18 protein-coding genes are annotated in these 20,878 nt (G+C 57.3%); 9 read left to right on the forward strand and 9 right to left on the reverse strand.

The genetic code is table 11. The features are described from left to right. Positions 1-31: 31 nt before the first annotated feature. The 6 genes from lptD (at position 32) to apaH (ending at position 6,942) form a co-directional block, all read left to right on the forward strand. Positions 32-2,377: an LPS assembly protein LptD gene (gene lptD, locus QFI97_RS01065; RefSeq protein WP_346430408.1), complete on the forward strand. Its 2,346-nt coding sequence runs from the start codon at positions 32-34 to the stop codon at positions 2,375-2,377. A 54-nt stretch (positions 2,378-2,431) separates the two neighbouring features. After that, positions 2,432-3,718 (forward strand): peptidylprolyl isomerase SurA, encoded by a 1,287-nt coding sequence (gene surA, locus QFI97_RS01070; protein WP_095103829.1) that lies wholly within the window; start codon positions 2,432-2,434, stop codon positions 3,716-3,718. A 183-nt stretch (positions 3,719-3,901) separates the two neighbouring features. Then, positions 3,902-4,891: a 4-hydroxythreonine-4-phosphate dehydrogenase PdxA gene (pdxA, locus tag QFI97_RS01075; protein WP_346430409.1), complete on the forward strand. Its 990-nt coding sequence runs from the start codon at positions 3,902-3,904 to the stop codon at positions 4,889-4,891. Beyond that, positions 4,888-5,709 (forward strand): 16S rRNA (adenine(1518)-N(6)/adenine(1519)-N(6))-dimethyltransferase RsmA, encoded by an 822-nt coding sequence (gene rsmA, locus QFI97_RS01080; protein ID WP_041144011.1) that lies wholly within the window; start codon positions 4,888-4,890, stop codon positions 5,707-5,709. The genes pdxA and rsmA overlap by 4 nt, the downstream gene beginning before the upstream one ends. Positions 5,710-5,711: 2 nt before the next feature. After that, complete coding sequence (apaG, locus tag QFI97_RS01085) at positions 5,712-6,089, forward strand: Co2+/Mg2+ efflux facilitator ApaG/CorD (RefSeq protein ID WP_041144010.1); 378 nt, start codon at positions 5,712-5,714, stop codon at positions 6,087-6,089. Between the two features lie 4 nt (positions 6,090-6,093). Further along, positions 6,094-6,942 carry a bis(5'-nucleosyl)-tetraphosphatase (symmetrical) ApaH gene (apaH, locus tag QFI97_RS01090; RefSeq protein WP_095103833.1) on the forward strand — a complete coding sequence of 283 codons (849 nt, stop codon included), beginning with the start codon at positions 6,094-6,096 and terminating at the stop codon, positions 6,940-6,942. An 81-nt stretch (positions 6,943-7,023) separates the two neighbouring features. Here the strand turns inward: apaH and folA are convergent, their stop codons facing one another. The 6 genes from folA to QFI97_RS01120 form a co-directional block, all read right to left on the reverse strand. After that, positions 7,024-7,503, reverse strand: a complete 480-nt coding sequence (gene folA / locus QFI97_RS01095; protein ID WP_095103835.1) for a type 3 dihydrofolate reductase — start codon at positions 7,501-7,503, stop codon at positions 7,024-7,026. 155 nt (positions 7,504-7,658) lie between these two features. Next, entirely contained in the window at positions 7,659-9,524 is a 1,866-nt protein-coding gene (kefC, locus tag QFI97_RS01100) for a glutathione-regulated potassium-efflux system protein KefC (RefSeq protein ID WP_346430410.1), read from the reverse strand. Then, positions 9,517-10,047 carry a glutathione-regulated potassium-efflux system oxidoreductase KefF gene (gene kefF, locus QFI97_RS01105; RefSeq protein WP_346430411.1) on the reverse strand — a complete coding sequence of 177 codons (531 nt, stop codon included), beginning with the start codon at positions 10,045-10,047 and terminating at the stop codon, positions 9,517-9,519. The genes kefC and kefF overlap by 8 nt, the downstream gene beginning before the upstream one ends. Positions 10,048-10,142: 95 nt before the next feature. After that, positions 10,143-11,447, reverse strand: a complete 1,305-nt coding sequence (locus QFI97_RS01110) for an MFS transporter (RefSeq protein ID WP_095103841.1) — start codon at positions 11,445-11,447, stop codon at positions 10,143-10,145. A gap of 94 nt (positions 11,448-11,541) precedes the next feature. After that, positions 11,542-12,492, reverse strand: a complete 951-nt coding sequence (locus QFI97_RS01115; protein ID WP_331834541.1) for a 2-hydroxyacid dehydrogenase — start codon at positions 12,490-12,492, stop codon at positions 11,542-11,544. A 210-nt stretch (positions 12,493-12,702) separates the two neighbouring features. Then, entirely contained in the window at positions 12,703-13,695 is a 993-nt protein-coding gene (locus QFI97_RS01120) for a LacI family DNA-binding transcriptional regulator (RefSeq protein WP_095103845.1), read from the reverse strand. Between the two features lie 288 nt (positions 13,696-13,983). On the opposite strand from QFI97_RS01120, the gene idnO reads away from it, so the two are divergent. Genes idnO through QFI97_RS01135 form a run of 3 tightly spaced genes read left to right on the forward strand, consistent with a single transcriptional unit; the run spans position 13,984 to position 15,757 of the window. Further along, positions 13,984-14,748, forward strand: a complete 765-nt coding sequence (gene idnO, locus QFI97_RS01125) for a gluconate 5-dehydrogenase (RefSeq protein WP_095103847.1) — start codon at positions 13,984-13,986, stop codon at positions 14,746-14,748. 14 nt (positions 14,749-14,762) lie between these two features. After that, positions 14,763-15,293, forward strand: coding sequence for a gluconokinase (locus QFI97_RS01130; protein ID WP_346430412.1), 531 nt, complete (start codon positions 14,763-14,765; stop codon positions 15,291-15,293). Next, entirely contained in the window at positions 15,290-15,757 is a 468-nt protein-coding gene (locus tag QFI97_RS01135) for a NanQ anomerase/TabA/YiaL family protein (protein WP_095103851.1), read from the forward strand. The genes QFI97_RS01130 and QFI97_RS01135 overlap by 4 nt, the downstream gene beginning before the upstream one ends. 54 nt (positions 15,758-15,811) lie before the next feature. Here the strand turns inward: QFI97_RS01135 and QFI97_RS01140 are convergent, their stop codons facing one another. From QFI97_RS01140 to carA, 3 genes are all read right to left on the reverse strand, one after another. Next, the gene (locus QFI97_RS01140; RefSeq protein ID WP_041143999.1) at positions 15,812-16,045 is read right to left on the reverse strand and encodes a YgdI/YgdR family lipoprotein; all 234 of its coding nucleotides are present in this window, start codon (positions 16,043-16,045) and stop codon (positions 15,812-15,814) included. A gap of 168 nt (positions 16,046-16,213) precedes the next feature. Next, on the reverse strand, positions 16,214-19,438 hold the full coding sequence (gene carB, locus QFI97_RS01145) for a carbamoyl-phosphate synthase large subunit (protein ID WP_095103853.1): 3,225 nt from the start codon (positions 19,436-19,438) through the stop codon (positions 16,214-16,216). 16 nt (positions 19,439-19,454) lie between these two features. Then, positions 19,455-20,603: a glutamine-hydrolyzing carbamoyl-phosphate synthase small subunit gene (gene carA / locus QFI97_RS01150; RefSeq protein ID WP_095103855.1), complete on the reverse strand. Its 1,149-nt coding sequence runs from the start codon at positions 20,601-20,603 to the stop codon at positions 19,455-19,457. Positions 20,604-20,878 lie beyond the last annotated feature (275 nt).

The following is a 20,878-nucleotide window of genomic DNA, read 5'->3' on the forward strand; positions in this document are numbered from 1 at the left end:
CCACAAGATGACGGAACAACAAATACAACGTATGATAAAACGTATTCCCAGCCTCCTGGCCACCATGATCGCCAGCGCCTTGTATAGCCAACAGGGCATCGCCGCCGATCTCGCCACGCAGTGTATGCTTGGCGTCCCAAGCTATAATCGTCCCCTCGTTGAAGGTAAAACTAACGAGCTGCCGGTGACGATCGATGCCGATCATGCGAAGGGCAACTATCCGGATAATGCCACATTCACCGGTAACGTCGATATTAATCAGGGGAATAGCCGTCTTCAGGCGGATGAGGTTCAGCTTCATCAGCAGCAGGCAGCGGGCCAGCCTCAACCCGTGCGCACGGTCGATGCGCTGGGCAACGTTCACTATGACGATAATCAGGTCATCCTGAAAGGCCCGAAAGGCTGGTCAAACCTGAACACCAAAGATACCAATATCTGGGAAGGTGATTACCAGATGGTCGGCCGTCAGGGCCGCGGCAAGGCCGATCTGATGAAACAGCGCGGTGAAAACCGCTACACCATTCTGGAAAACGGCAGCTTTACCTCCTGTCTGCCGGGTTCTGACACCTGGAGCGTCGTCGGAAGCGAAGTTATTCACGACCGCGAAGAGCAGGTTGCGGAAATCTGGAACGCGCGCTTTAAGCTCGGCTCAGTGCCTATTTTCTACAGCCCTTACCTGCAGCTGCCGGTAGGCGATAAGCGTCGTTCCGGCTTCCTGATCCCTAACGCCAAATACAGCACGAAAAATGGCGTGGAGTTCTCTCTTCCTTACTACTGGAATATCGCGCCTAACTTCGACGCCACCCTGACGCCGCACTATATGAGCAAGCGCGGCGGCGTGATGTGGGAAAACGAATTCCGCTATCTGACCAAAGCCGGCGCGGGGCTGTTCGAGTTTGACTACCTGCCGTCCGATAAGATCTACCAGGACGATCACTCCAGCGACAGCAACAGCCGCCGCTGGCTGTTCTACTGGAACCACTCCGGGGTCATCGACCAGGTATGGCGCCTTAACGCCGACTATACCAAGGTCAGCGATCCGGACTACTTTAACGATTTCAGCTCTAAATACGGTTCCAGTACCGACGGTTACGCCACGCAGAAATTCAGCGCCGGCTACGTAAACCAGAACTTCGACGCCACCGTGTCGACCAAACAGTTCCAGGTCTTTAACCGCGATTCGAGCAACTCCTATGCCGCTCAGCCGCAGCTGGACGTTAACTACTACCAGAACGATGTCGGTCCGTTTGATACCCATCTGTACGGACAGGCGGTGCACTTCGTCAATACCAACGGCAACATGCCGGAAGCGACCCGCGTCCACTTCGAGCCGACGATCAATCTGCCGCTGTCTAACGGCTGGGGCAGCATCAATACCGAAACCAAGCTGCTGGCGACCCACTACCAGCAGAGCAACCTCGACGACTACAACGCGGCTAACAATGCGGACTACAAAGAGTCCGTCAACCGCGTGATGCCGCAGTTCAAAATCGACGGCAAAATGGTCTTCGAGCGCGATATGCAGGAGAGCTTTACCCAGACTCTGGAACCGCGCGTGCAGTATCTGTACATCCCGTATCGCGACCAGAGCCATATCGGTTCTTACGACTCCACCCTGCTGCAATCGGACTACAGCGGCCTGTTCCGCGACCGCTCCTACAGCGGTCTGGACCGTATTGCATCCGCAAACCAGGTTACCACCGGCGTCACGTCTCGCGTATATGATGCAGCCGCCGTTGAACGTTTTAATATTTCCGTTGGTCAAATCTATTATTTCACCGAGTCACGTACCGGTGATGACAACATCAACTGGGAGAATAACGACACAAGGGGTTCACTGGTATGGGCCGGAGATACTTACTGGCGCATCGCCGATGACTGGGGTTTACGCGGGGGAATTCAGTACGATACGCGTCTGGATAACGTCGCAACCGGTAACGGCACCGTTGAATACCGTCGCGACGAAAACCGCTTAATCCAACTTAACTATCGTTATGCCAGCCCGGAATACATTCAGGCAACGCTGCCTTCGTATTCAACCGCTGAGCAGTACAAAAACGGTATTTCTCAGGTGGGTATGACCGCCAGCTGGCCGGTTGTCGATCGCTGGTCCGTTGTCGGCGCATACTACTTTGATACCAATACCAAAAAGAGCGCCAACCAGATGTTAGGGGTCCAGTATAACTCCTGCTGCTACGCTATTCGCCTCGGCTATGAACGCAAGATCAACGGCTGGGATAACAACGGCAACGGCGAGAGCAAATACGACAATACCTTTGGCATCAACATTGAGCTACGCGGCCTGAGCTCCAACTACGGTCTCGGCACCCAGCAGATGCTGCGTTCGAACATTCTACCGTACCAGAACTCCCTGTGATGTGGCTGGTTTAAAACGTAATCCGCATTTGCGGTTAATTGAAATGGAAAAAGTATGAAGAACTGGAAAACGCTGCTTCTCGGTATCGCCATGATCGCGAATACCAGTTTCGCTGCCCCACAGGTTGTCGATAAAGTAGCGGCTGTCGTCAATAATGGCGTTGTTCTTGAAAGCGACGTCAATGGCCTGATGCAATCGGTTAAGCTTAACGCCGGCCAGGCCGGTCAGCAGCTGCCGGATGATGCCACCTTACGTCATCAGATCCTCGAAAGACTGATTATGGACCAGATTGTTTTGCAGATGGGCCAGAAGATGGGCGTGAAAATCTCTGACGACCAGGTCGATCAGGCGATTGCCAACATCGCGAAGCAGAACAATATGAGCATGGATCAGATGCGTAGCCGTCTGGCCTATGATGGTCTGAACTACGCCACCTACCGCAATCAGATCCGCAAAGAGATGCTGATTTCAGAAGTGCGTAATAACGAAGTGCGCCGTCGCATTACCGTGCTGCCGCAGGAAGTTGAATCTCTGGCGAAACAGATTGGCGATCAGAACGATGCCAGCACCGAGCTAAACCTGAGCCACATCCTGATTCCGCTGCCGGAAAACCCAACCTCCGACCAGGTTGCCGCCGCGCAGGATCAGGCGAACGCTATCGTTGAGCAGGCCCGCAGCGGTGCCGACTTCGGCAAGCTGGCTATCAGCTACTCTGCCGACCAGCAGGCGCTGAAAGGCGGCCAGATGGGCTGGGGTCGTATTCAGGAGCTGCCGGGGATCTTCGCCCAGGCGCTGAGTACCGCGAAGAAAGGCGACATCGTCGGCCCGATCCGTTCTGGCGTTGGCTTCCATATCCTGAAAATCAACGATATGCGCGGCGAAAGCAAGAATATCTCCGTTACCGAAGTCCACGCCCGCCACATTCTGCTGAAGTCATCGCCAATCATGAACGATGCCCAGGCTAAGGCGAAGCTGGAGCAGATTGCAGCCGACATTAAGAGCGGAAAAACCACCTTCGCTAAAGCAGCGAAAGAGTTTTCTGAAGATCCCGGCTCAGCTAACCAGGGCGGCGATTTAGGTTGGGCAACCACCGATATCTTCGATCCGGCGTTCCGCGATGCGCTGATGCACATGAGCAAAGGCCAGACCAGCGCTCCGGTGCACTCCTCCTTCGGCTGGCACCTGATTGAGCTGCTGGACACCCGCCAGGTTGACAGAACCGACGCGGCGCAGAAAGATCGCGCCTACCGGATGCTGATGAACCGTAAGTTCTCGGAAGAAGCGGCGACCTGGATGCAGGAACAGCGCGCCAGCGCTTACGTCAAAGTTCTGAGTAACTAATTTACCGCCCGATACGCCAGCCGTTCCACGCGTATCGGGCGGCAAGCGCATAGCGCCCCCAGGCTGACCGATGAGCCGCCGGGGCGATGCCGCTGACCGTAACGTTGCCTGCGACGGCCCAAAACGGGCGAAGCTCATGGATGAACCGCTAACGGCGTAGCCAACCAGGAAATAGCCTGAAGGATGAAGCGTATGAATCGTGTTGTCATCACTCCCGGGGAACCTGCCGGGATTGGCCCTGACCTCGTCGCGCAGCTTGCGCAGAGAGACTGGCCGGTTGAACTGGTGGTTTGCGCCGATGGCGCACTGTTATCTGACCGAGCCCAACGGCTCGGTCTTCCTTTATTACTTCAGCCCTACGATCCGTCCCGCCCCGCCGCCCCGCAGCGCGCCGGCACCCTGACCCTGCTTCCCGTCACGCTAAACGCCCCGGTAACGCCCGGCGTGCTGGACGTGCGCAACGGCAGCTACGTGGTGGAAACCCTGGCGCGCGCCTGCGACGGCTGCCTGAACGGCGAGTTTGCGGCATTAATCACCGGGCCGGCCCATAAAGGCAATATCAACGACGCCGGGATCGCCTTCACCGGGCATACCGAATTCTTCGAAGAGCGCTCGCAGGCCAGTAAAGTGGTGATGATGCTGGCCACGGAAGAGCTTCGCGTCGCGCTGGCGACCACCCATCTGCCGCTGAAAGCGATCAGTGACGCCATTACCCCCGACCTGCTGCGTGAAGTCATCACCATCCTTGACCACGATCTGCGGCACAAGTTTGGTATTGCCCACCCGCATGTGCTGGTGTGCGGTCTGAACCCGCACGCGGGAGAAGGCGGCCATATGGGTACGGAAGAGATCGATACCATCATTCCGGTGCTGGAAGAGATGCGCGCTCGGGGGATGAATCTCAGCGGGCCGCTGCCTGCTGATACCCTTTTTCAGCCCAAATATCTCGACCATGCCGACGCGGTGCTCGCGATGTACCACGATCAGGGCCTTCCCGTGCTAAAATACCAGGGCTTCGGCCGTGGCGTGAACATTACGCTCGGTTTACCTTTTATTCGAACCTCCGTTGACCACGGTACCGCGCTAGAACTGGCGGGCCTGGGGAAAGCGGATGTCGGCAGTTTTATCACGGCGCTTAATCTCGCCATTAAAATGATTGTTAATACGCAATGAATAATCGAGTCCATCAGGGCCACTTAGCCCGTAAACGCTTCGGGCAAAACTTTCTCAACGATCGATTCGTGATCGACAGTATTGTCTCAGCCATTAACCCACAGAAAGGTCAGGCGATTGTCGAAATCGGCCCGGGCCTGGCAGCGCTGACCGAACCGGTTGGTGAACGTCTGGACGAGCTCACCGTTATCGAGCTGGACCGCGACCTGGCCGCCCGCCTGAAAACGCACCCGTTCTTAGGGCCAAAGCTGACCATTTATCAGCAGGATGCCATGACCATGAACTTCGGCGAGCTGTCGCAGAACATGGGTCAGCCGCTGCGCGTGTTCGGCAACCTGCCTTACAACATCTCCACGCCGCTGATGTTCCATCTGTTCAGCTATACTGATGCCATTGCCGACATGCACTTTATGCTGCAAAAAGAGGTCGTCAATCGCCTGGTTGCCGGTCCGAACAGTAAGGCGTATGGTCGACTGAGCGTGATGGCGCAATATTACTGCCAGATCATTCCGGTGCTTGAAGTCCCGCCGACCGCCTTTACGCCGCCGCCTAAAGTCGATTCCGCCGTGGTTCGCCTGGTGCCCTATCGCACGCTGCCGCATCCGGTCAAAGAGGTTCGCGTACTGAGCCGAATCACCACCGAAGCGTTCAACCAGCGCCGGAAAACGATTCGCAATAGCCTCGGCAATCTGTTCAGCGTTGAAGTGCTGACCGAGCTGGGCATCGACCCGGCGAAACGCGCAGAGAATATTTCCGTGGCGCAGTATTGTCAGCTAGCTAACTGGTTAACTGAAAACTCGCCCACCAAGGAGAGCTAACCATGATCAATTCGCCCCGAGTTTGTGTACAGGTACAGAGCGTCTATATCGAATCGCAGTCTTCTCCGGAAAACGATCGTTACGTCTTCGCTTATACCGTCACCATCCGCAATCTGGGGCGGAGTCAGGTTCAGCTTCTTGGCCGCTACTGGCTTATCACCAACGGTCACGGTCGTGAGACTGAGGTTCAGGGTGAAGGGGTTGTCGGCGAGCAGCCGCATATTCCCGCTGGCGGGGAGTTTCAATACACCAGCGGCGCGGTTATTGAAACGCCGCTGGGCACCATGCAGGGACATTACGCCATGATCGACGTGAACGGTGCGCCGTTCTCCGTCGACATCCCTGTTTTCCGTCTCGCAGTACCAACGCTCATTCACTAAAACCATGTCTACATACCTTATTGGCGACGTTCACGGTTGCTACGATGAACTGATCGCATTATTAAAGCAGGTTGCGTTTACCCCTGGCAGCGATACGCTATGGCTTACCGGTGATTTAGTCGCCCGCGGCCCGGGCTCGCTGGAGGTTTTACGCTACGTAAAATCCCTTGGCGATAGCGTGCGTATTGTCCTTGGCAATCACGATCTCCATCTGCTGGCCGTCTTCGCCGGCATTAGCCGCAACAAGCCAAAAGATCGCCTGAAGTCACTGCTGGAAGCGCCGGATGCCGATGAGCTTCTCAACTGGCTGCGTCGCCAGCCGCTGATGCAGATTGATGAAGAGAAAAAGCTGGTGATGGCCCATGCCGGCATCACGCCGCAGTGGGATCTGCCAACGGCGCAGCAGTGCGCGCGCGATGTTGAAGCGGTGCTCTCCAGCGACTCCTATCCGTTCTTCCTCGACGCCATGTATGGCGACATGCCCAACAACTGGAGCAGCGAGCTGAGCGGCCTTGCGCGACTGCGCTTTATCTCCAACGCCTTTACCCGCATGCGCTACTGCTTCCCGAACGGGCAGCTGGATATGTATGCCAAAGAAGCGCCGGAGGACGCCCCGGCGCCCCTGAAGCCGTGGTTTACCATCCCCGGTCCGGTGGCGAACGAGTACAGCATTGCTTTTGGCCACTGGGCTTCGCTGGAGGGACGCGGAACGCCTGAAGGCATTTATGCCCTGGATACCGGCTGCTGCTGGGGGGGAGATCTCACCTGCCTGCGCTGGGAAGACAAGGCGTACTTCACCCAGCCGTCGAACCGGCAGAAGGATCTGCATGAAGGTGAGGCGGTCGCCTCCTGAGAAAGATCCCGGATAGCTGCGCGTTATCCGGGTTATCTGAGAAGCCCTGTTCCCGGAAGCTTAGCGCCACCGGGGACAGGCTTAGCGGCGTTCCAGAACTTCGAAGCAGTAGCTATGCGAGTTCTGCGCATCGGCGTCGTGGAATTCGCTGAATACCGATTCCCACTGGTCCGGATCGTAATCCGGGAAGTGGGTGTCACCTTCCACTTCAGCATCAATATGCGTCAAATAGAGCTTATGGGCTTTCGGCAGGAACTGCTCGTACACGCGGCCGCCGCCGATCACCATCATCTCTTCAACGTCGCCGCAGGCGGCAATCGCTTCATCAACCGATTTAACCCACTGCACGCGATCGTCACTCCCGGGCTGGCTGCTGATCACGATATTTTTACGTCCAGGCAGCGGACGACCAATAGATTCCCAGGTCAGACGCCCCATAATCACCGGCTTGTTTAACGTATTACGTTTAAACCAGGCGAGATCGGCAGGCAGGTTCCATGGCATGGCGTTTTCCATACCAATGACGCGATCCACCGCTAACGCCGCAATCAGACTGATCATTGAATATTTCCCAAATACAAAAAATTGCCGCCACTATACGGAAAGCATAATACTTCGTCGACTGGACGGAGAGTAAAGAATACGAAAATTTTCGGATTTGCCGGCGAGCCCACGTCAGCCTCGTGAGCCGCCAGATGAGAACGGCGCGCGATGCCTTAAGCTGAAGGCTTATTCTCCGGCTCGTCGGCAATATCCCCCGTATGCCTGCCCTCTTCCGTACCCTGCCAGCCGTGGCGCTGGACCAGCGACAGATGGGTGCGGTCTTCGTTGATGATGCCGGTCAGCATATCGCTGGTGCGCTTAAAGACCGCCACGCGGGAAGCCGGGTCGTTTTCCGCCATCTCCACCATCTCTTCCACCATTTTGATATTGAAACGGCGGAACAGATCGGCGCGCTCGCGCGCCTCATAGGCGCCCAGGCCCAGCGCCTCCAGCGCCATGCGCCCGGACTTCAGCGCAGCTTCAAAGGTTTCACGCTCGGGCGCCTCGACCCCGGCCTGGCGCAGCTGAATATAGTGATCGATATCGCGGGCCCGCGAGATAATTTGCAGATGCGGGAAGTGCTCTTTCGCCAGCTCAACCAGCTGCAGGCTGGTCTGCGGATCGTCGATAGCGTTTATCAGCACTTCCGCTTTTCCCGCTCCCGCCGACTCCAGCAGATCGGCCCGCGTCGCGTCGCCGTAGAACACCTTCATATCAAATTTACGCAGCGCCTCAACGTGGTCAGGATCGTGGTCGAGGATGACCATCTTCACCCCGCCGGAGAGCAGCACGCGGCCGGCGATCTGCCCGTAGCGGCCAAAACCGGCGACAATCACCCGCGGCTGCTCTTCATCAATCTCATCGGCCTCGCGCGCCTGCCCGGAGGATGATTTTTCCAGCCGGGTCAGCAGCACCAGCAGGATCGGCGTCGCCGCCATCGACAGCGCCACCGCCAGGGTCAGCGCCCTGGCCCACTCGCTATCCAGCACCTCGGCCATTTGCGCGGCGCCGAATACCACAAAGGCAAACTCGCTCCCCTGCCCCAGCAGCACCGCAAACCAGCGGCGCTGGGCGCGCGGTACGCCGAGAGGTTTCGCAATCAGCCACAGCATGACGCCTTTGATGACCAGGAATCCGGCCAGCAGAATCAAAATGCGCAGCGGATGAGTCACCAGGGTGCCAAAATCCACCGACATCCCGACGCCAATAAAGAACAGCCCCAGCAGCAGCCCCTTGAACGGTTCAATATCGCTTTCCAGCGCGTGGCGGTACTCCGAGCTGGCCAACAGCACCCCGGCAAGGAAGGCGCCCATCGCCATCGATAGCCCGACCTCTTCCAGCAGCAGCCCAAAACCAAAGACCAGGAACAGGGCAACGGCGCTGAACACCTCCCGCAGGCCGGAGCGGGCAACGAAGCGCAGCACCGGCCGGGTCAGGTAGCGACCGAGCACCACTACCAGCGCCAGCGCGCCCGCCACCTTCAGCGCCGACAGGGCAAACGCCCACAGCGTGGTGGAGCCGCCGCTGCTGGCCAGCAGCGGGATCATCGCCACCAGCGGGATGGCCGCGATATCCTGAAACAGCAGCACCGCAAAGGCGCTACGCCCCATTTGCGAAACCGTCAGGTTGCGTTCATTCATGGCCTGCATCGCGATCGCCGTAGACGACAGCGCCAGCGTCATGCCGATAAGCTCAGCCACCTGCCAGCGCATTCCCAGCAGCATGCAGAACAGGCCAATCAGCGCCCCGCAGGCCACCATCTGCAGCGCACCGCCGCCAAATACCGAGGCCCGCAGCTTCCACAGGCGCTGCGGGTCGAGCTCAAGGCCGATCACGAACAGCATCAGCACCACGCCGATTTCGGCGAAGTGGAGGATCGTCCCGGCGTCGGTCACCAGCTTCAGCCCCCACGGACCGATAATACAGCCGGCGATCAAATACCCCAGCACCGAGCCGAGGCCAAAGCGGACGGCAATCGGTACGATCAGCGCGGCGGACCCGAGATAGATCAGCGCCTGTATCAGCGTATGGCTATCCATTGTGCGCCTCCTGCCATTCGATTAAGCGTTGTCGATAGCGGCGCGCCTGCGCCTGGAGGGTTTCGTCGTCGCAGATAAAGGTGCAGTGCATCGCAAACGGCGGCAGCCACTTCATCCCGCAGTACAGTCCGGTAGCCTGCAGCGGCTGGGCCAGCACCTCAAAACCGGGGAAGGAGCCAATATCGAAGTGGCTTTCGCCGCCGCCGGTGGTAACCGCCCACATCAGCGATTTACCGTGCAGGGCGATGCCGTTATGGCCGTAGGCCCAGCCGTGCGACAGCACCTTGTCCAGCCACAGCTTCAGCAGAGGCGGAACGCTGTACCACTGTAAGGGATGCTGCCAGATAACCAGATCCGCGCGGGCCAGCGCCGCCTGTTCGGCGGCGACGTCGATATTAAAATCGGGGTAAAGTTGATAAAGGGAGCGTATCTCTACGCCATCCAGCGTCCCTGCCTGCTCAAGCATCCGCTTATTCGCATGCGAGTGATGCGGATAGGGATGGGCATAAATTATCAGAATCATTGATTAGCCTGCGTTAACTCTTGTTGTAATCAGCAAGAGTGTAGTCAGTTAATCGAAGCGCTTACAATGATAACTGTGATTTATGTCGCCTTATCCTACGCGTTCCGCGGCTGCTTGCTGACGCTGACATCGGGCTCGCTGCCCGCAAGGTCGCAGCGTTTCGGCAGCAGGAAGGTCATGGTTCCGGCAATGATTAACGATCCGGCAAGCGCGCAGACCGCCACGTTTTGTCCGTACAGATAGATCATCACGCCTACCAGATAGGGGCCGCAGAAACCGCCGAGATTCCCGAGGCCGTTAATCACCCCGCGCGCGCTGCCGGCCACTTCCGCTGAGGCAATCCGCCCCGGCATCGACCAGAACGGACTGGTTGCCGATTTCAGGAAGAAGCCGCAAATCACCAGCGCAATATAGGCCGCCACCACGTGTTCGCGCAGCACCACCGACGCTACCAGCGCGGCGGCAAAGCTGTAGAGCGAGAAGCGGACCCACAGCCGACGCTTGCCGCTGCGATCGCTAAATAATGAAATTACGTAGATCCCGGCGAGGGTAGCGACGAACGGCAGCACCGCCAGCAGGCCAACGCTGGCCATGTTACCGCCGGTCAGTCCTTTAAGAATGGTCGGCAGCCACAGGGTATAGCCGTAATCGCCGGTCTGGTAAAAGAAGTTGAGGATCACCAGCTTCATCAGCCCGGAATTGCGGAAGACGTCTTTTACCGGCGCGTTGCTCACCGCATCTTCCGCCAGTTTGGCCGCCCGCTCCGCGGCGAGGGTGGTGACCAGATAGTTGCGCTCCTTCTCCGGCAGCCAGCGGGCCTCTTCCGGGCGGTCGCTAATCATGTACCACCACACCGCCAGCACCACCAGCGACAGCAGCCCTTCGATAATAAACAGCCAGCGCCAGTCGAGCGCGGCGATAATGGCGCCGGAGACCGGGGCGGTCAGCATGCCGCCCAGCGGGGCAAACATCATGACAAAGGCGTTGGCCCGGCCCAGCTCTTTTTCCGGGAACCAGTTGCTGACCATCGTCAGGACCACCGGCAGCATCCCACCTTCGGAAACGCCGAGAATAAAGCGCAGAACCAGCAGCTGATATTCGTGGGTGACAAAGCCGGTCGCCACCGATACTATCGCCCAGGCTACCAGCGACCAGGCAATAAAACGTTTTCCGCTGCCGTTTACCGCAATCCGCCCACCGGGTATTTGCAGAAATAAATAGCCAATAAAAAATATACCGCTGGCAACACCGGCCATCTGGCTGGTAATACCTAAATCCTCTTCCATGCCACCGGGTAAAGCAAAACTAATATTAACCCGATCCATAAACGAAATAATACAGGCGATCAGCACCGGCGTAATAATACGCAGCCAGCGGGTGCCGGGAATTTTATCATTCATATTTCGCACTCTCTATGCAGAGGTTATCGTTGTAATTTAAGAACCTGTCCCACCAGGTTCTCATTGGCGTTGGGTACAGAAATAAGAGCGGTAATTAATTAATAGCGTTGGGCAGCGGGTTCCCGGAAAAATAAGCGGCGACGTTAGCAAACACCACATCACTCATTTTCTGTCGGGTTTCATGGGTTGCGCTGGCAACGTGCGGTTGCAGGACCACATTATCGAGCGCAATCAGCTCGGCGGGAACCCGCGGTTCGTCTTCAAAGACGTCGAGAGCGGCCCCGGCGATAACACCGTTTTGTAACGCCTGAATCAGCGCCTTTTCGTCGACCAGCGACCCGCGGGCGATGTTGATAAGCCACGCCTGTTTTGGCATCACGTTAAAGACGGAGGCATCGATCAGCCCGCGGTTGGCTTCACCGCCGGAGGCGGCAATCACCAAAAAATCGCTTTCATGGGCCAGGGTATGCAGATCGGCGCACCACTGATAATCGAGCCCGGCCACCTGCTTACGGTCGGTATAGAGCACCTGCATATCAAAGCCACGGGCGCGGCGGGCGATGGCCTGGCCAATATTGCCCATCCCCAGCAGGCCGATGCGCTTGCCGCTGACCTGAGTTGCCAGCGGCAGGCCGCCGTTCAGCCAGCGGCCTTCCCGCACAAAGCGGTCGCCCTGACACAGCTGGCGCGAACCGGCCAGCAGCAGCCCCATCGCCAGGTCAGCGACATCGTTGGTCAACACGCCGGAAGTGATGGAGACGGCGATCTGCCGGGAGCGGGCATACTCTAAATCCACCGCATCGGTACCGACGCCGAAGATAGCGATCAGGCCAGCGTGCGGCAGCAGCTCCAGCACGCTGTTCTGCACGCCGACGTCTCCACGGGTCACGACGGCCGCAACGTTCTCTCCCTGCTCGCGCAAAAAGGCGATCGGATCGTCCTGCTCGTACAGGCGCAATAGCGGGAATTCGGCGGCCAGCTGCTCCTGTAAGGTCTCAATAACGGGGGCCACTAAAAGGACGGCTCGGGTAATAGCACTATTCATCGGATCACCTGTTTGAAGTTTCATAACGACTGTAGCCACTATCAAACGGTTTTTTGTCGCGGCGTTTTGCGATCTGCATCACGCTGAATCGTGTTAAAAATAGCTGTTACACCGTCCGTGATCGATAAGACAAAACCCGCGGATTGCGGGCCTGGGGCGGATCGTACCTTAACCTTCTGCTAACACGGCGCTATCGTCACGCCAGCGGCGCTATATGGTTTCCCCCATCGACAGGCGATAGTGCAGATCGACCTTTTCAATGGTTGGCAGTCCTTTGATTTTTTTAATTAATATCTCTGTTGCGACCTTGCCCATTTCAAAGCGTGGCGTCAGGACGCTCGCCAGGCGCGGCGAGATAATCTGGCCGATTTCCAGGCCATGAAAACCGGCTATAGCCAGCTCTTCAGGCACGCTGATACCAGATGCCAGGCACTCCTGTAACACGCCAACCGCCAGATCGTCATTGGTGCACAGAATGCCGTCCATGCGGGCATACATCTGGCGCGCCAGGGTCATCATCCCGGTACCGATCGATACCGACGACACCTTGTTCGGCGCGATACGTCCCACCGCCAGCCCGGCATTTTCCATCGCCTGGCAGTAGCCGGCGTAGCGCTGCTCGTCGCGCACGTCGGACATCGCGCCAAAATAGACGATCTGCCGTTTACCGCTCGCCAGCAGCATATTGGTCATATCGAAACCGGCTTTGAAGTTGTCAAAGCCCACGTTGATACGCCCCGGATTCTCCGCCAGCCCCATCACCTCCGCGACGGGGATTTTCGCCGCATTGAGGTACTTATCGGCCCGCAGGGTGTGGGCAGATTCGGTCAGCAGCAGGCCTTTGACGTTAAAGGCCAGCACGGCGGCAATCTGCTCCTCTTCACGCTGGCGGTCATAATCATAGTTCACCACCAGCGTCTGATAGCCGTGGGCGGCGGTAACCGATTCGATACCGGCCAGCAGGTCGGCAAAGATTTGGTTATGAAAGGAGGGGATCAGTACGCCAATGCGCGGCACGACGACGCCGATCATCGCCGGATTATCGGGATCGGGCTCATAGCCAATTTCCGCAATCACGCTGGCGATGCGCTCTGCCGTCTCCGGTTTGACTTTATCCGGCGTACGTAAATAGCGGCTGACGGTCATTTTGGTTACGCCAGCCAGCGCTGCAATATCATTGAGCGTTATGCGTTGTGCTTTCATCTACCTGCCCGTCAAATACGTCCACTGCATCAGGTTATTATGCCTGCCGATGAACAAAAAGAGAATCGAACCTCACTATCGTTAACCCCTTGAGTAACGGTAATTTACGCCCGGCTTCACGTTTAATGTAACCCCTTTTCGTAACACCGTTTTGAGTGATCTCCATCACGGTTTTACCCGGCAAAAATCCGTGAGATAGAGCACAGGTTCTTCCGCTTCACCTTTTTGTGGATCAGGAATAAAAGCGCACACCGTCATTTATATTCAGCCGTTAATCAGGATATCAAGATGAAAGATCTTTTCAGCTTACAAGGCAAACGCATTTTAATTACTGGCGCCGGGCAAGGTATTGGTTTTGTCATGGCGCAGGGCCTTGCACAATATGGCGCAGAAATTATTATCAACGATATTTCTGCCAGCCGTGCAGATGATGCGGTCATGAAATTACGTGACGAAGGCGCCATCGCTCATGCGGCGGTATTTAATGTTACCGATGCTGATTCCGTCGAGCAGGCAATTAGTCACATCGAAGAGGAAATTGGTGCCATCGACGTATTATTTAATAATGCGGGCATTCAGCGTCGCCATCCGTTTACCGAATTTCCGGTACAGGAATGGAACGATGTTATTTCCGTGAACCAAACCGCGGTATTCCTCGTCTCCCAGGCCGTGGCGAAACGAATGGTCGCTCGCCAGCGCGGAAAAATCGTCAATATCTGTTCAATGCAGAGCGAGCTTGGCCGCGACACCATTACGCCGTACGCCGCCGCCAAAGGCGCGGTAAAAATGCTGACCCGCGGCATGTGCGTCGAGCTGGCCCGCTATAACATCCAGGTCAACGGCATCGCGCCGGGCTACTTTAAAACCGCCATGACCCAGGCGCTGGTTGATGATAAAGCCTTCACCGACTGGCTGTGCAAACGCACGCCGGCCGCCCGCTGGGGCGATCCGCAGGAGCTGGTTGGCGCAGCGGTGTTCCTGTCGTCTAAAGCCTCTGATTTCGTCAACGGTCATCTGCTGTTCGTCGATGGCGGCATGCTGGTTGCTGTCTAAGTAAGGAGCGCATTATGGCAGGGCAATGCATTATTTTGATGGGTGTCTCAGGCACCGGAAAGACCACCGTCGGCCAGGCGTTAGCCCAGGCGCTCGGCGCGAAATTTATCGATGGAGACGATCTTCATCCACGGCAGAACATCGTCAAAATGGCCGCCAGCCAGCCGCTCAATGACGAAGATCGCGGACCGTGGCTGGAACGGATTGCGGACGTGATTTTTAGCCTTGAGCAGAAGAATGAGTCGGGCGTGCTGGTGTGCTCGGCGCTGAAGAAGCGCTACCGCGATCGGCTGCGCGAGGGCAGCGGCAATCTGCGCTTTCTGTGGCTGACCGGCGATTACGAATGCATTCTGCAGCGGATGCAGCAGCGTAAGGGGCATTTTATGCCGGAGGCGCTGCTGCGCAGCCAGTTTGCCGCGCTGGAGACGCCGGACGCCAGCGAGAGCGATATTTTAGCCGTTGATATTGCCCCCGACGTCGCCAGCATCGTGGCGCAGTCATTACATTTACTAGAGCATAAATCACTACAGGGAATGCCGGCATGATTATTGATACCTTAACCGCTGCGGCAAAAAATACGTTCTATCCGTCGGTTATTCGTCAGGCGCTGCAGGCTGTCGTCCAGCAGGACCCGCACTCGCTGCCGCCGGGGAAATATACGGTCGATGGCGATAACCTGTTTTTCACCGTGGTCGAAGGCCAGACGCGCCCGCTGGCGGAACAGCGCCCGGAGTACCATCGTCAGTACATCGATATTCATATCGTGCTGGCAGGGACTGAGATTATTGGCGCCGGAAATAAAGGGCTGACAATCACCGCGGACGGGCCGTTTAAGGACGCCCATGATATTGGCTTTTGCACAGAAATTAGCAGCGAAACGCTGATTCACTTACATCCTGAGGAGCTGGCGATTCTGTTTCCCGGCGAGCTTCATCGGCCGATGGGCGCCACGGATGCCGGCGCGCCGCTGCGTAAAATTATCGTCAAAATAGACCACGCCCTGCTGTAAAACCGGTAACGATAACCGGCCCCGCATTCACCCTCGCGGGGCCCTGGATAACGATTAGTTATCCAGCTCGTCCATCGATTTCACCTGATCGCGATTGATCTGCTCGGTGCGGCCGGTTGCGGCATTTTTGTAAGAGACCATGCCGGTATCGCTATCCACCTGCGGCTTGCCGTCCGTCACGATGGTTCTGCCATCGGTGGTTTTCAGCGACTGATTTGATGAGCACCCCGCCACAAACAACACTGCCGTCGCTGCCAGCGCGGATGCCACCAGAATTTTGTTCCGCATTGTATCCTCCTGTTTTTTCGTCAATGAGTATTGTTATCGTGCTAATTATAGTTAGCCCGAGCAGGGGGGAAGTTAAAAGCAGAACTCTCCGAAGATGACCAACATAAAAAAACGGGCCGACGATAACGTCAGCCCGTTTGGTTCCGCAGCCGGCAGCGCCGGAACGGCTTATTTTTTGATTTGCGCGTGCATTTCCTGAACCGAGGTCACCTTCTCCATAGCGTTGGCGTTCAGCGCCATCGCCGTGGCGAAGCCGCCGTTCAGGGTGGTGTCGTAATGCACCTTGTACTGCAGGGCGCTGCGGCGAATCAGCTTGGAGTCTTCAATCGCCTGGCGGCCTTCGGTGGTGTTGATGATGTAGGTGTATTCGCCGTTCTTGATACGGTCCTGAATATGCGGACGACCTTCATGCACCTTGTTCACCAGGCGCGGATTGATACCGGCTTCGCCGAGAACAATCGCGGTACCGTGGGTGGCATCCAGCTCGAAGCCGAACTTCAGCAGCTTAGCCGCGAGGTCCACCACGCGCTCTTTGTCGCCTTCACGCACGGAGAGCAGCGCGCGGCCATGTTTTTTCATCGTCGAGCTGCTGCCCAGCTGCGCCTTGGCGAAGGCTTCCGCAAAGGTGCGGCCGACGCCCATCACTTCCCCGGTAGAGCGCATTTCAGGCCCTAACAGCGGGTCAACGCCCGGGAACTTGTTGAACGGCAGCACCACTTCTTTTACCGAGTAATACGGCGGGATAATCTCTTTGGTCACGCCCTGCTGCGCCAGCGTTTGGCCGGCCATGACGCGTGCCGCCACTTTAGCCAGCGGAACGCCGGTGGCTTTGGAGACAAACGGTACGGTACGCGCGGCGCGCGGGTTCACTTCAATCAAATACACTTCGTTGTTTTTGACCGCGAACTGCACGTTCATCAACCCGCGTACCTGCAGCTCGAAGGCCAGCTTCTGCACCTGCTCGCGCATCACGTTCTGAATGTCCTGGCTCAGGGTGTAGGCTGGCAGAGAGCACGCGGAGTCGCCGGAGTGAACGCCGGCCTGCTCGATGTGCTCCATAATGCCGCCAATCAGCACCATCTCGCCGTCGCAGATAGCGTCAACGTCAACTTCTACCGCATCGTCAAGGAAACGGTCCAGCAGCACCGGCGCGTCGTTAGAGACGCTTACCGCGGTCTGGAAGTAGCGACGCAGGTCAACCTCGTCGTAGACGATTTCCATCGCCCGACCGCCGAGAACGTAGGACGGACGCACCACCAGCGGGTAGCCAATCTCTTTGGCCTTCTCAACGGCCATCTCAATCGCGGTCACGGTGGCGTTCGCCGGCTGTTTCAGCTTCAGACGGTCAACCGCCTGCTGGAAACGCTCGCGGTCTTCCGCACGGTCAATCGCGTCCGGGCTGGTGCCGATAACCGGCACGCCGGCCGCTTCCAGCGCGCGCGCCAGCTTCAGCGGAGTCTGGCCGCCGTACTGAACGATAACGCCCTTCGGCTTCTCGATACGCACGATTTCCAGCACGTCTTCGAGGGTGACCGGCTCAAAGTACAGGCGGTCGGAGGTGTCGTAGTCGGTGGACACGGTTTCCGGGTTACAGTTAACCATAATGGTTTCGTAACCATCTTCGCGCAGCGCCAGCGAGGCGTGCACGCAGCAGTAATCGAATTCGATACCCTGACCGATACGGTTCGGGCCGCCGCCAAGCACCATAATTTTATCGCGGTCAACCGACGGGTTCGCTTCACACTCGTCTTCATAGGTTGAGTACATGTAGGCGGTATCCGTTGCGAACTCCGCCGCGCAGGTATCCACGCGCTTGTAGACCGGGTGCAGGTTGTACTGGTCGCGCAGCTTGCGGATTTCCGCCTCGCGAACGCCCGCCAGCTTAGCCAGACGCGCGTCGGCAAAGCCTTTACGCTTAAGCATCCGCAGGAAGTCAGCGTCAAGGCCGTTGATGCCGGCCTCCTCCACTTTCTCTTCCAGGCGCACCAGCTCTTCAATCTGCACCAGGAACCAGCGATCGATGTTGGTCAGGTTGAAGACGCCGTCAACGGACAGGCCCGCGCGGAAGGCGTCGGCGATGTACCAGATACGCTCGGCGCCGGCGTCTTTCAGCTCGCGGCGAATTTTGGTCAGCGCTTCCGGGTCGTCGAGGCTCACTTTAGGGTCAAAGCCGGTTGCGCCCACTTCCAGGCCGCGCAGCGCTTTCTGCAGCGACTCCTGCTGGGTGCGGCCAATCGCCATCACTTCGCCGACCGATTTCATCTGCGTGGTCAGGCGGTCGTTAGCGCCGACGAACTTCTCGAAGTTGAAGCGCGGGATCTTGGTGACGACGTAGTCGATAGAGGGTTCGAACGATGCCGGGGTACGGCCGCCGGTAATGTCGTTCATCAGCTCATCAAGGGTGTAGCCCACCGCCAGCTTCGCCGCCACTTTGGCAATCGGGAAGCCGGTCGCTTTCGAAGCCAGCGCCGAAGAGCGTGATACGCGCGGGTTCATTTCGATAACAATCAGGCGACCGTCTTTCGGGTTCACCGAGAACTGGACGTTGGAACCGCCGGTTTCAACGCCGATTTCGCGCAGCACCGCCATCGAGGCGTTACGCATCACCTGGTACTCTTTATCGGTCAGGGTTTGCGCCGGGGCCACGGTGATGGAGTCACCGGTATGGATGCCCATCGCGTCGAAGTTTTCGATGGAGCAGACGATGATGCAGTTGTCGTTCTTATCGCGCACCACTTCCATCTCGTACTCTTTCCAGCCGATCAGCGATTCATCGATCAGCAGTTCGTTGGTCGGAGAGAGATCCAGGCCGCGGGTACAAATTTCTTCAAACTCTTCGCGGTTATAGGCGATACCGCCGCCGGTTCCGCCCATGGTGAAGGAGGGACGGATGATGCACGGATAGCCCACGTCAGCGGCAACCGCCAGCGCTTCTTCCATCGTGTGCGCGATACCGGAACGTGCGGTGTCGAGGCCAATTTTCTTCATCGCCACGTCGAAGCGACGACGGTCTTCCGCTTTATCAATCGCGTCGGCGGTGGCGCCAATCATGGTGACGCCAAACTCTTCCAGCACGCCCTGACGTTCCAGCTCCAGCGCGCAGTTCAGCGCCGTCTGGCCGCCCATGGTCGGCAGTACCGCATCCGGACGCTCTTTTTCGATGATTTTGCGTACCACTTCCCAGTGGATCGGCTCAATATAGGTGGCATCGGCCATTTCCGGGTCGGTCATGATGGTGGCTGGGTTAGAGTTCACCAGAATGACGCGGTAACCCTCTTCGCGCAGGGCTTTACAGGCCTGGGCGCCAGAGTAGTCAAATTCACAAGCCTGGCCGATAACGATCGGGCCAGCGCCAAGAATCAGGATGCTTTTTATATCTGTACGTTTTGGCATGGCTTTTTTCTCCTGATTATTTCGCGGACTGGCGGTACTGCTCAATTAACTCGATGAAATGGTCGAACAACGGCGCGGCATCGTGCGGGCCTGGGCTCGCCTCCGGGTGTCCCTGGAAGCTGAAGGCCGGCTTATCGGTGCGGTGAATGCCCTGCAGCGTACCGTCGAACAGGGACTTGTGGGTCACCCGCAGGTTAGCCGGCATGGAGGCTTCGTCTACTGCAAAACCGTGGTTCTGCGCGGTAATCATCACCACGTTGTTATCAATATCTTTAACCGGGTGGTTGCCGCCGTGGTGGCCGAACTTCATCTTAACGGTCTTCGCTCCGCTCGCCAGCGCCAGCAGCTGATGGCCGAGGCAGATGCCGAATACCGGAATATCGGTGGTGAGGAATTTCTCAATTGCCTCAATCGCATAGTCGCACGGCGCCGGGTCGCCTGGGCCGTTGGAGAGGAAGATGCCGTCTGGATTCAGTTTCAGAACCTCTTCTGCAGAGGTTTTTGCCGGCACGACCGTCAGGCGGCAGCCGCGATCCACCAGCATGCGCAGGATGTTGCGCTTAGCGCCGAAATCGTAGGCCACCACGTGGAACGGCAGCTCGCTTTCCGCCTTCGCTTCCGGCAGGTCGCCCTCCAGAGTCCAGCTCCCCTGCGTCCAGCTGTAGGTTTCTGAGGTGGTGACTTCCTTCGCCAGGTCCATCCCGTTGAGGCCTGGGAATGCTTTTGCCTTTTCCAGCGCCAGCTGCGCGTCGAGGCTATCGCCAACGATGATGCAGCCGTTCTGCGCGCCTTTTTCACGCAGCAGGCGGGTCAGCTTACGGGTATCGATATCGGCAATCGCCACGATGTTATGGCGCTTGAGGTAAGAAGAGAGGTCTTCGGTATTACGGAAGTTGCTGGCAATCAGCGGCAGGTCGCGAATAACCAGACCCTGAGCATGCACCTGGGAAGACTCTTCGTCGGCGGCGTTGGTGCCGACATTACCGATATGGGGATAAGTAAGGGTGACAATTTGGCGAGAATAGGAAGGATCAGTGAGGATTTCTTGATAACCGGTCATTGAAGTATTGAAAACGACTTCCCCAACCGCCGTGCCCGTTGCCCCGATGGCCCGACCGTGAAACTGGGTTCCGTCTTCCAGAACCAATAGCGCTGACTTAATCAAAACACCCTCCAGAGAATATTCACTCACTTTATTTGCATATTAATGCATTCGCGTAGCATGAATCAATGCAAATTTGCTTACCTATGGATTTCTGGCAAACGGCGGCATTCTGGAGAGATGTCGGGGAAAAGTCAACTTAAAGCGCATATTTTTAATATCATTTTACGCCACTGGCTCATTAGCGCTGCTTTAGCGGCTAAAAAGATCAACAAACTAGCCTTAGAAAACGCTTGCGCAGCGTCTGGATTGTAAAACATTGCCCATCAACATGAAAA

Origin of the sequence: Klebsiella scottii, assembly GCF_036561945.1 — a bacterium.
Classification (GTDB): Bacteria; Pseudomonadota; Gammaproteobacteria; order Enterobacterales; family Enterobacteriaceae; genus Klebsiella; species Klebsiella scottii.

What these genes read in the sequence shown, in the direction of transcription:
- lptD (WP_346430408.1), top strand. Translation starts at nt 32, where the DNA reads ATGATAAAACGTATTCCCAGCCTCCTGGCCACCATGATCGCCAGCGCC.
- surA (WP_095103829.1), top strand. Translation starts at nt 2,432, where the DNA reads ATGAAGAACTGGAAAACGCTGCTTCTCGGTATCGCCATGATCGCGAAT.
- pdxA (WP_346430409.1), top strand. Translation starts at nt 3,902, where the DNA reads ATGAAGCGTATGAATCGTGTTGTCATCACTCCCGGGGAACCTGCCGGG.
- rsmA (WP_041144011.1), top strand. Translation starts at nt 4,888, where the DNA reads ATGAATAATCGAGTCCATCAGGGCCACTTAGCCCGTAAACGCTTCGGG.
- apaG (WP_041144010.1), top strand. Translation starts at nt 5,712, where the DNA reads ATGATCAATTCGCCCCGAGTTTGTGTACAGGTACAGAGCGTCTATATC.
- apaH (WP_095103833.1), top strand. Translation starts at nt 6,094, where the DNA reads ATGTCTACATACCTTATTGGCGACGTTCACGGTTGCTACGATGAACTG.
- folA (WP_095103835.1), bottom strand. Translation starts at nt 7,503, where the DNA reads ATGATCAGTCTGATTGCGGCGTTAGCGGTGGATCGCGTCATTGGTATG.
- kefC (WP_346430410.1), bottom strand. Translation starts at nt 9,524, where the DNA reads ATGGATAGCCATACGCTGATACAGGCGCTGATCTATCTCGGGTCCGCC.
- kefF (WP_346430411.1), bottom strand. Translation starts at nt 10,047, where the DNA reads ATGATTCTGATAATTTATGCCCATCCCTATCCGCATCACTCGCATGCG.
- QFI97_RS01110 (WP_095103841.1), bottom strand. Translation starts at nt 11,447, where the DNA reads ATGAATGATAAAATTCCCGGCACCCGCTGGCTGCGTATTATTACGCCG.
- QFI97_RS01115 (WP_331834541.1), bottom strand. Translation starts at nt 12,492, where the DNA reads ATGAATAGTGCTATTACCCGAGCCGTCCTTTTAGTGGCCCCCGTTATT.
- QFI97_RS01120 (WP_095103845.1), bottom strand. Translation starts at nt 13,695, where the DNA reads ATGAAAGCACAACGCATAACGCTCAATGATATTGCAGCGCTGGCTGGC.
- idnO (WP_095103847.1), top strand. Translation starts at nt 13,984, where the DNA reads ATGAAAGATCTTTTCAGCTTACAAGGCAAACGCATTTTAATTACTGGC.
- QFI97_RS01130 (WP_346430412.1), top strand. Translation starts at nt 14,763, where the DNA reads ATGGCAGGGCAATGCATTATTTTGATGGGTGTCTCAGGCACCGGAAAG.
- QFI97_RS01135 (WP_095103851.1), top strand. Translation starts at nt 15,290, where the DNA reads ATGATTATTGATACCTTAACCGCTGCGGCAAAAAATACGTTCTATCCG.
- QFI97_RS01140 (WP_041143999.1), bottom strand. Translation starts at nt 16,045, where the DNA reads ATGCGGAACAAAATTCTGGTGGCATCCGCGCTGGCAGCGACGGCAGTG.
- carB (WP_095103853.1), bottom strand. Translation starts at nt 19,438, where the DNA reads ATGCCAAAACGTACAGATATAAAAAGCATCCTGATTCTTGGCGCTGGC.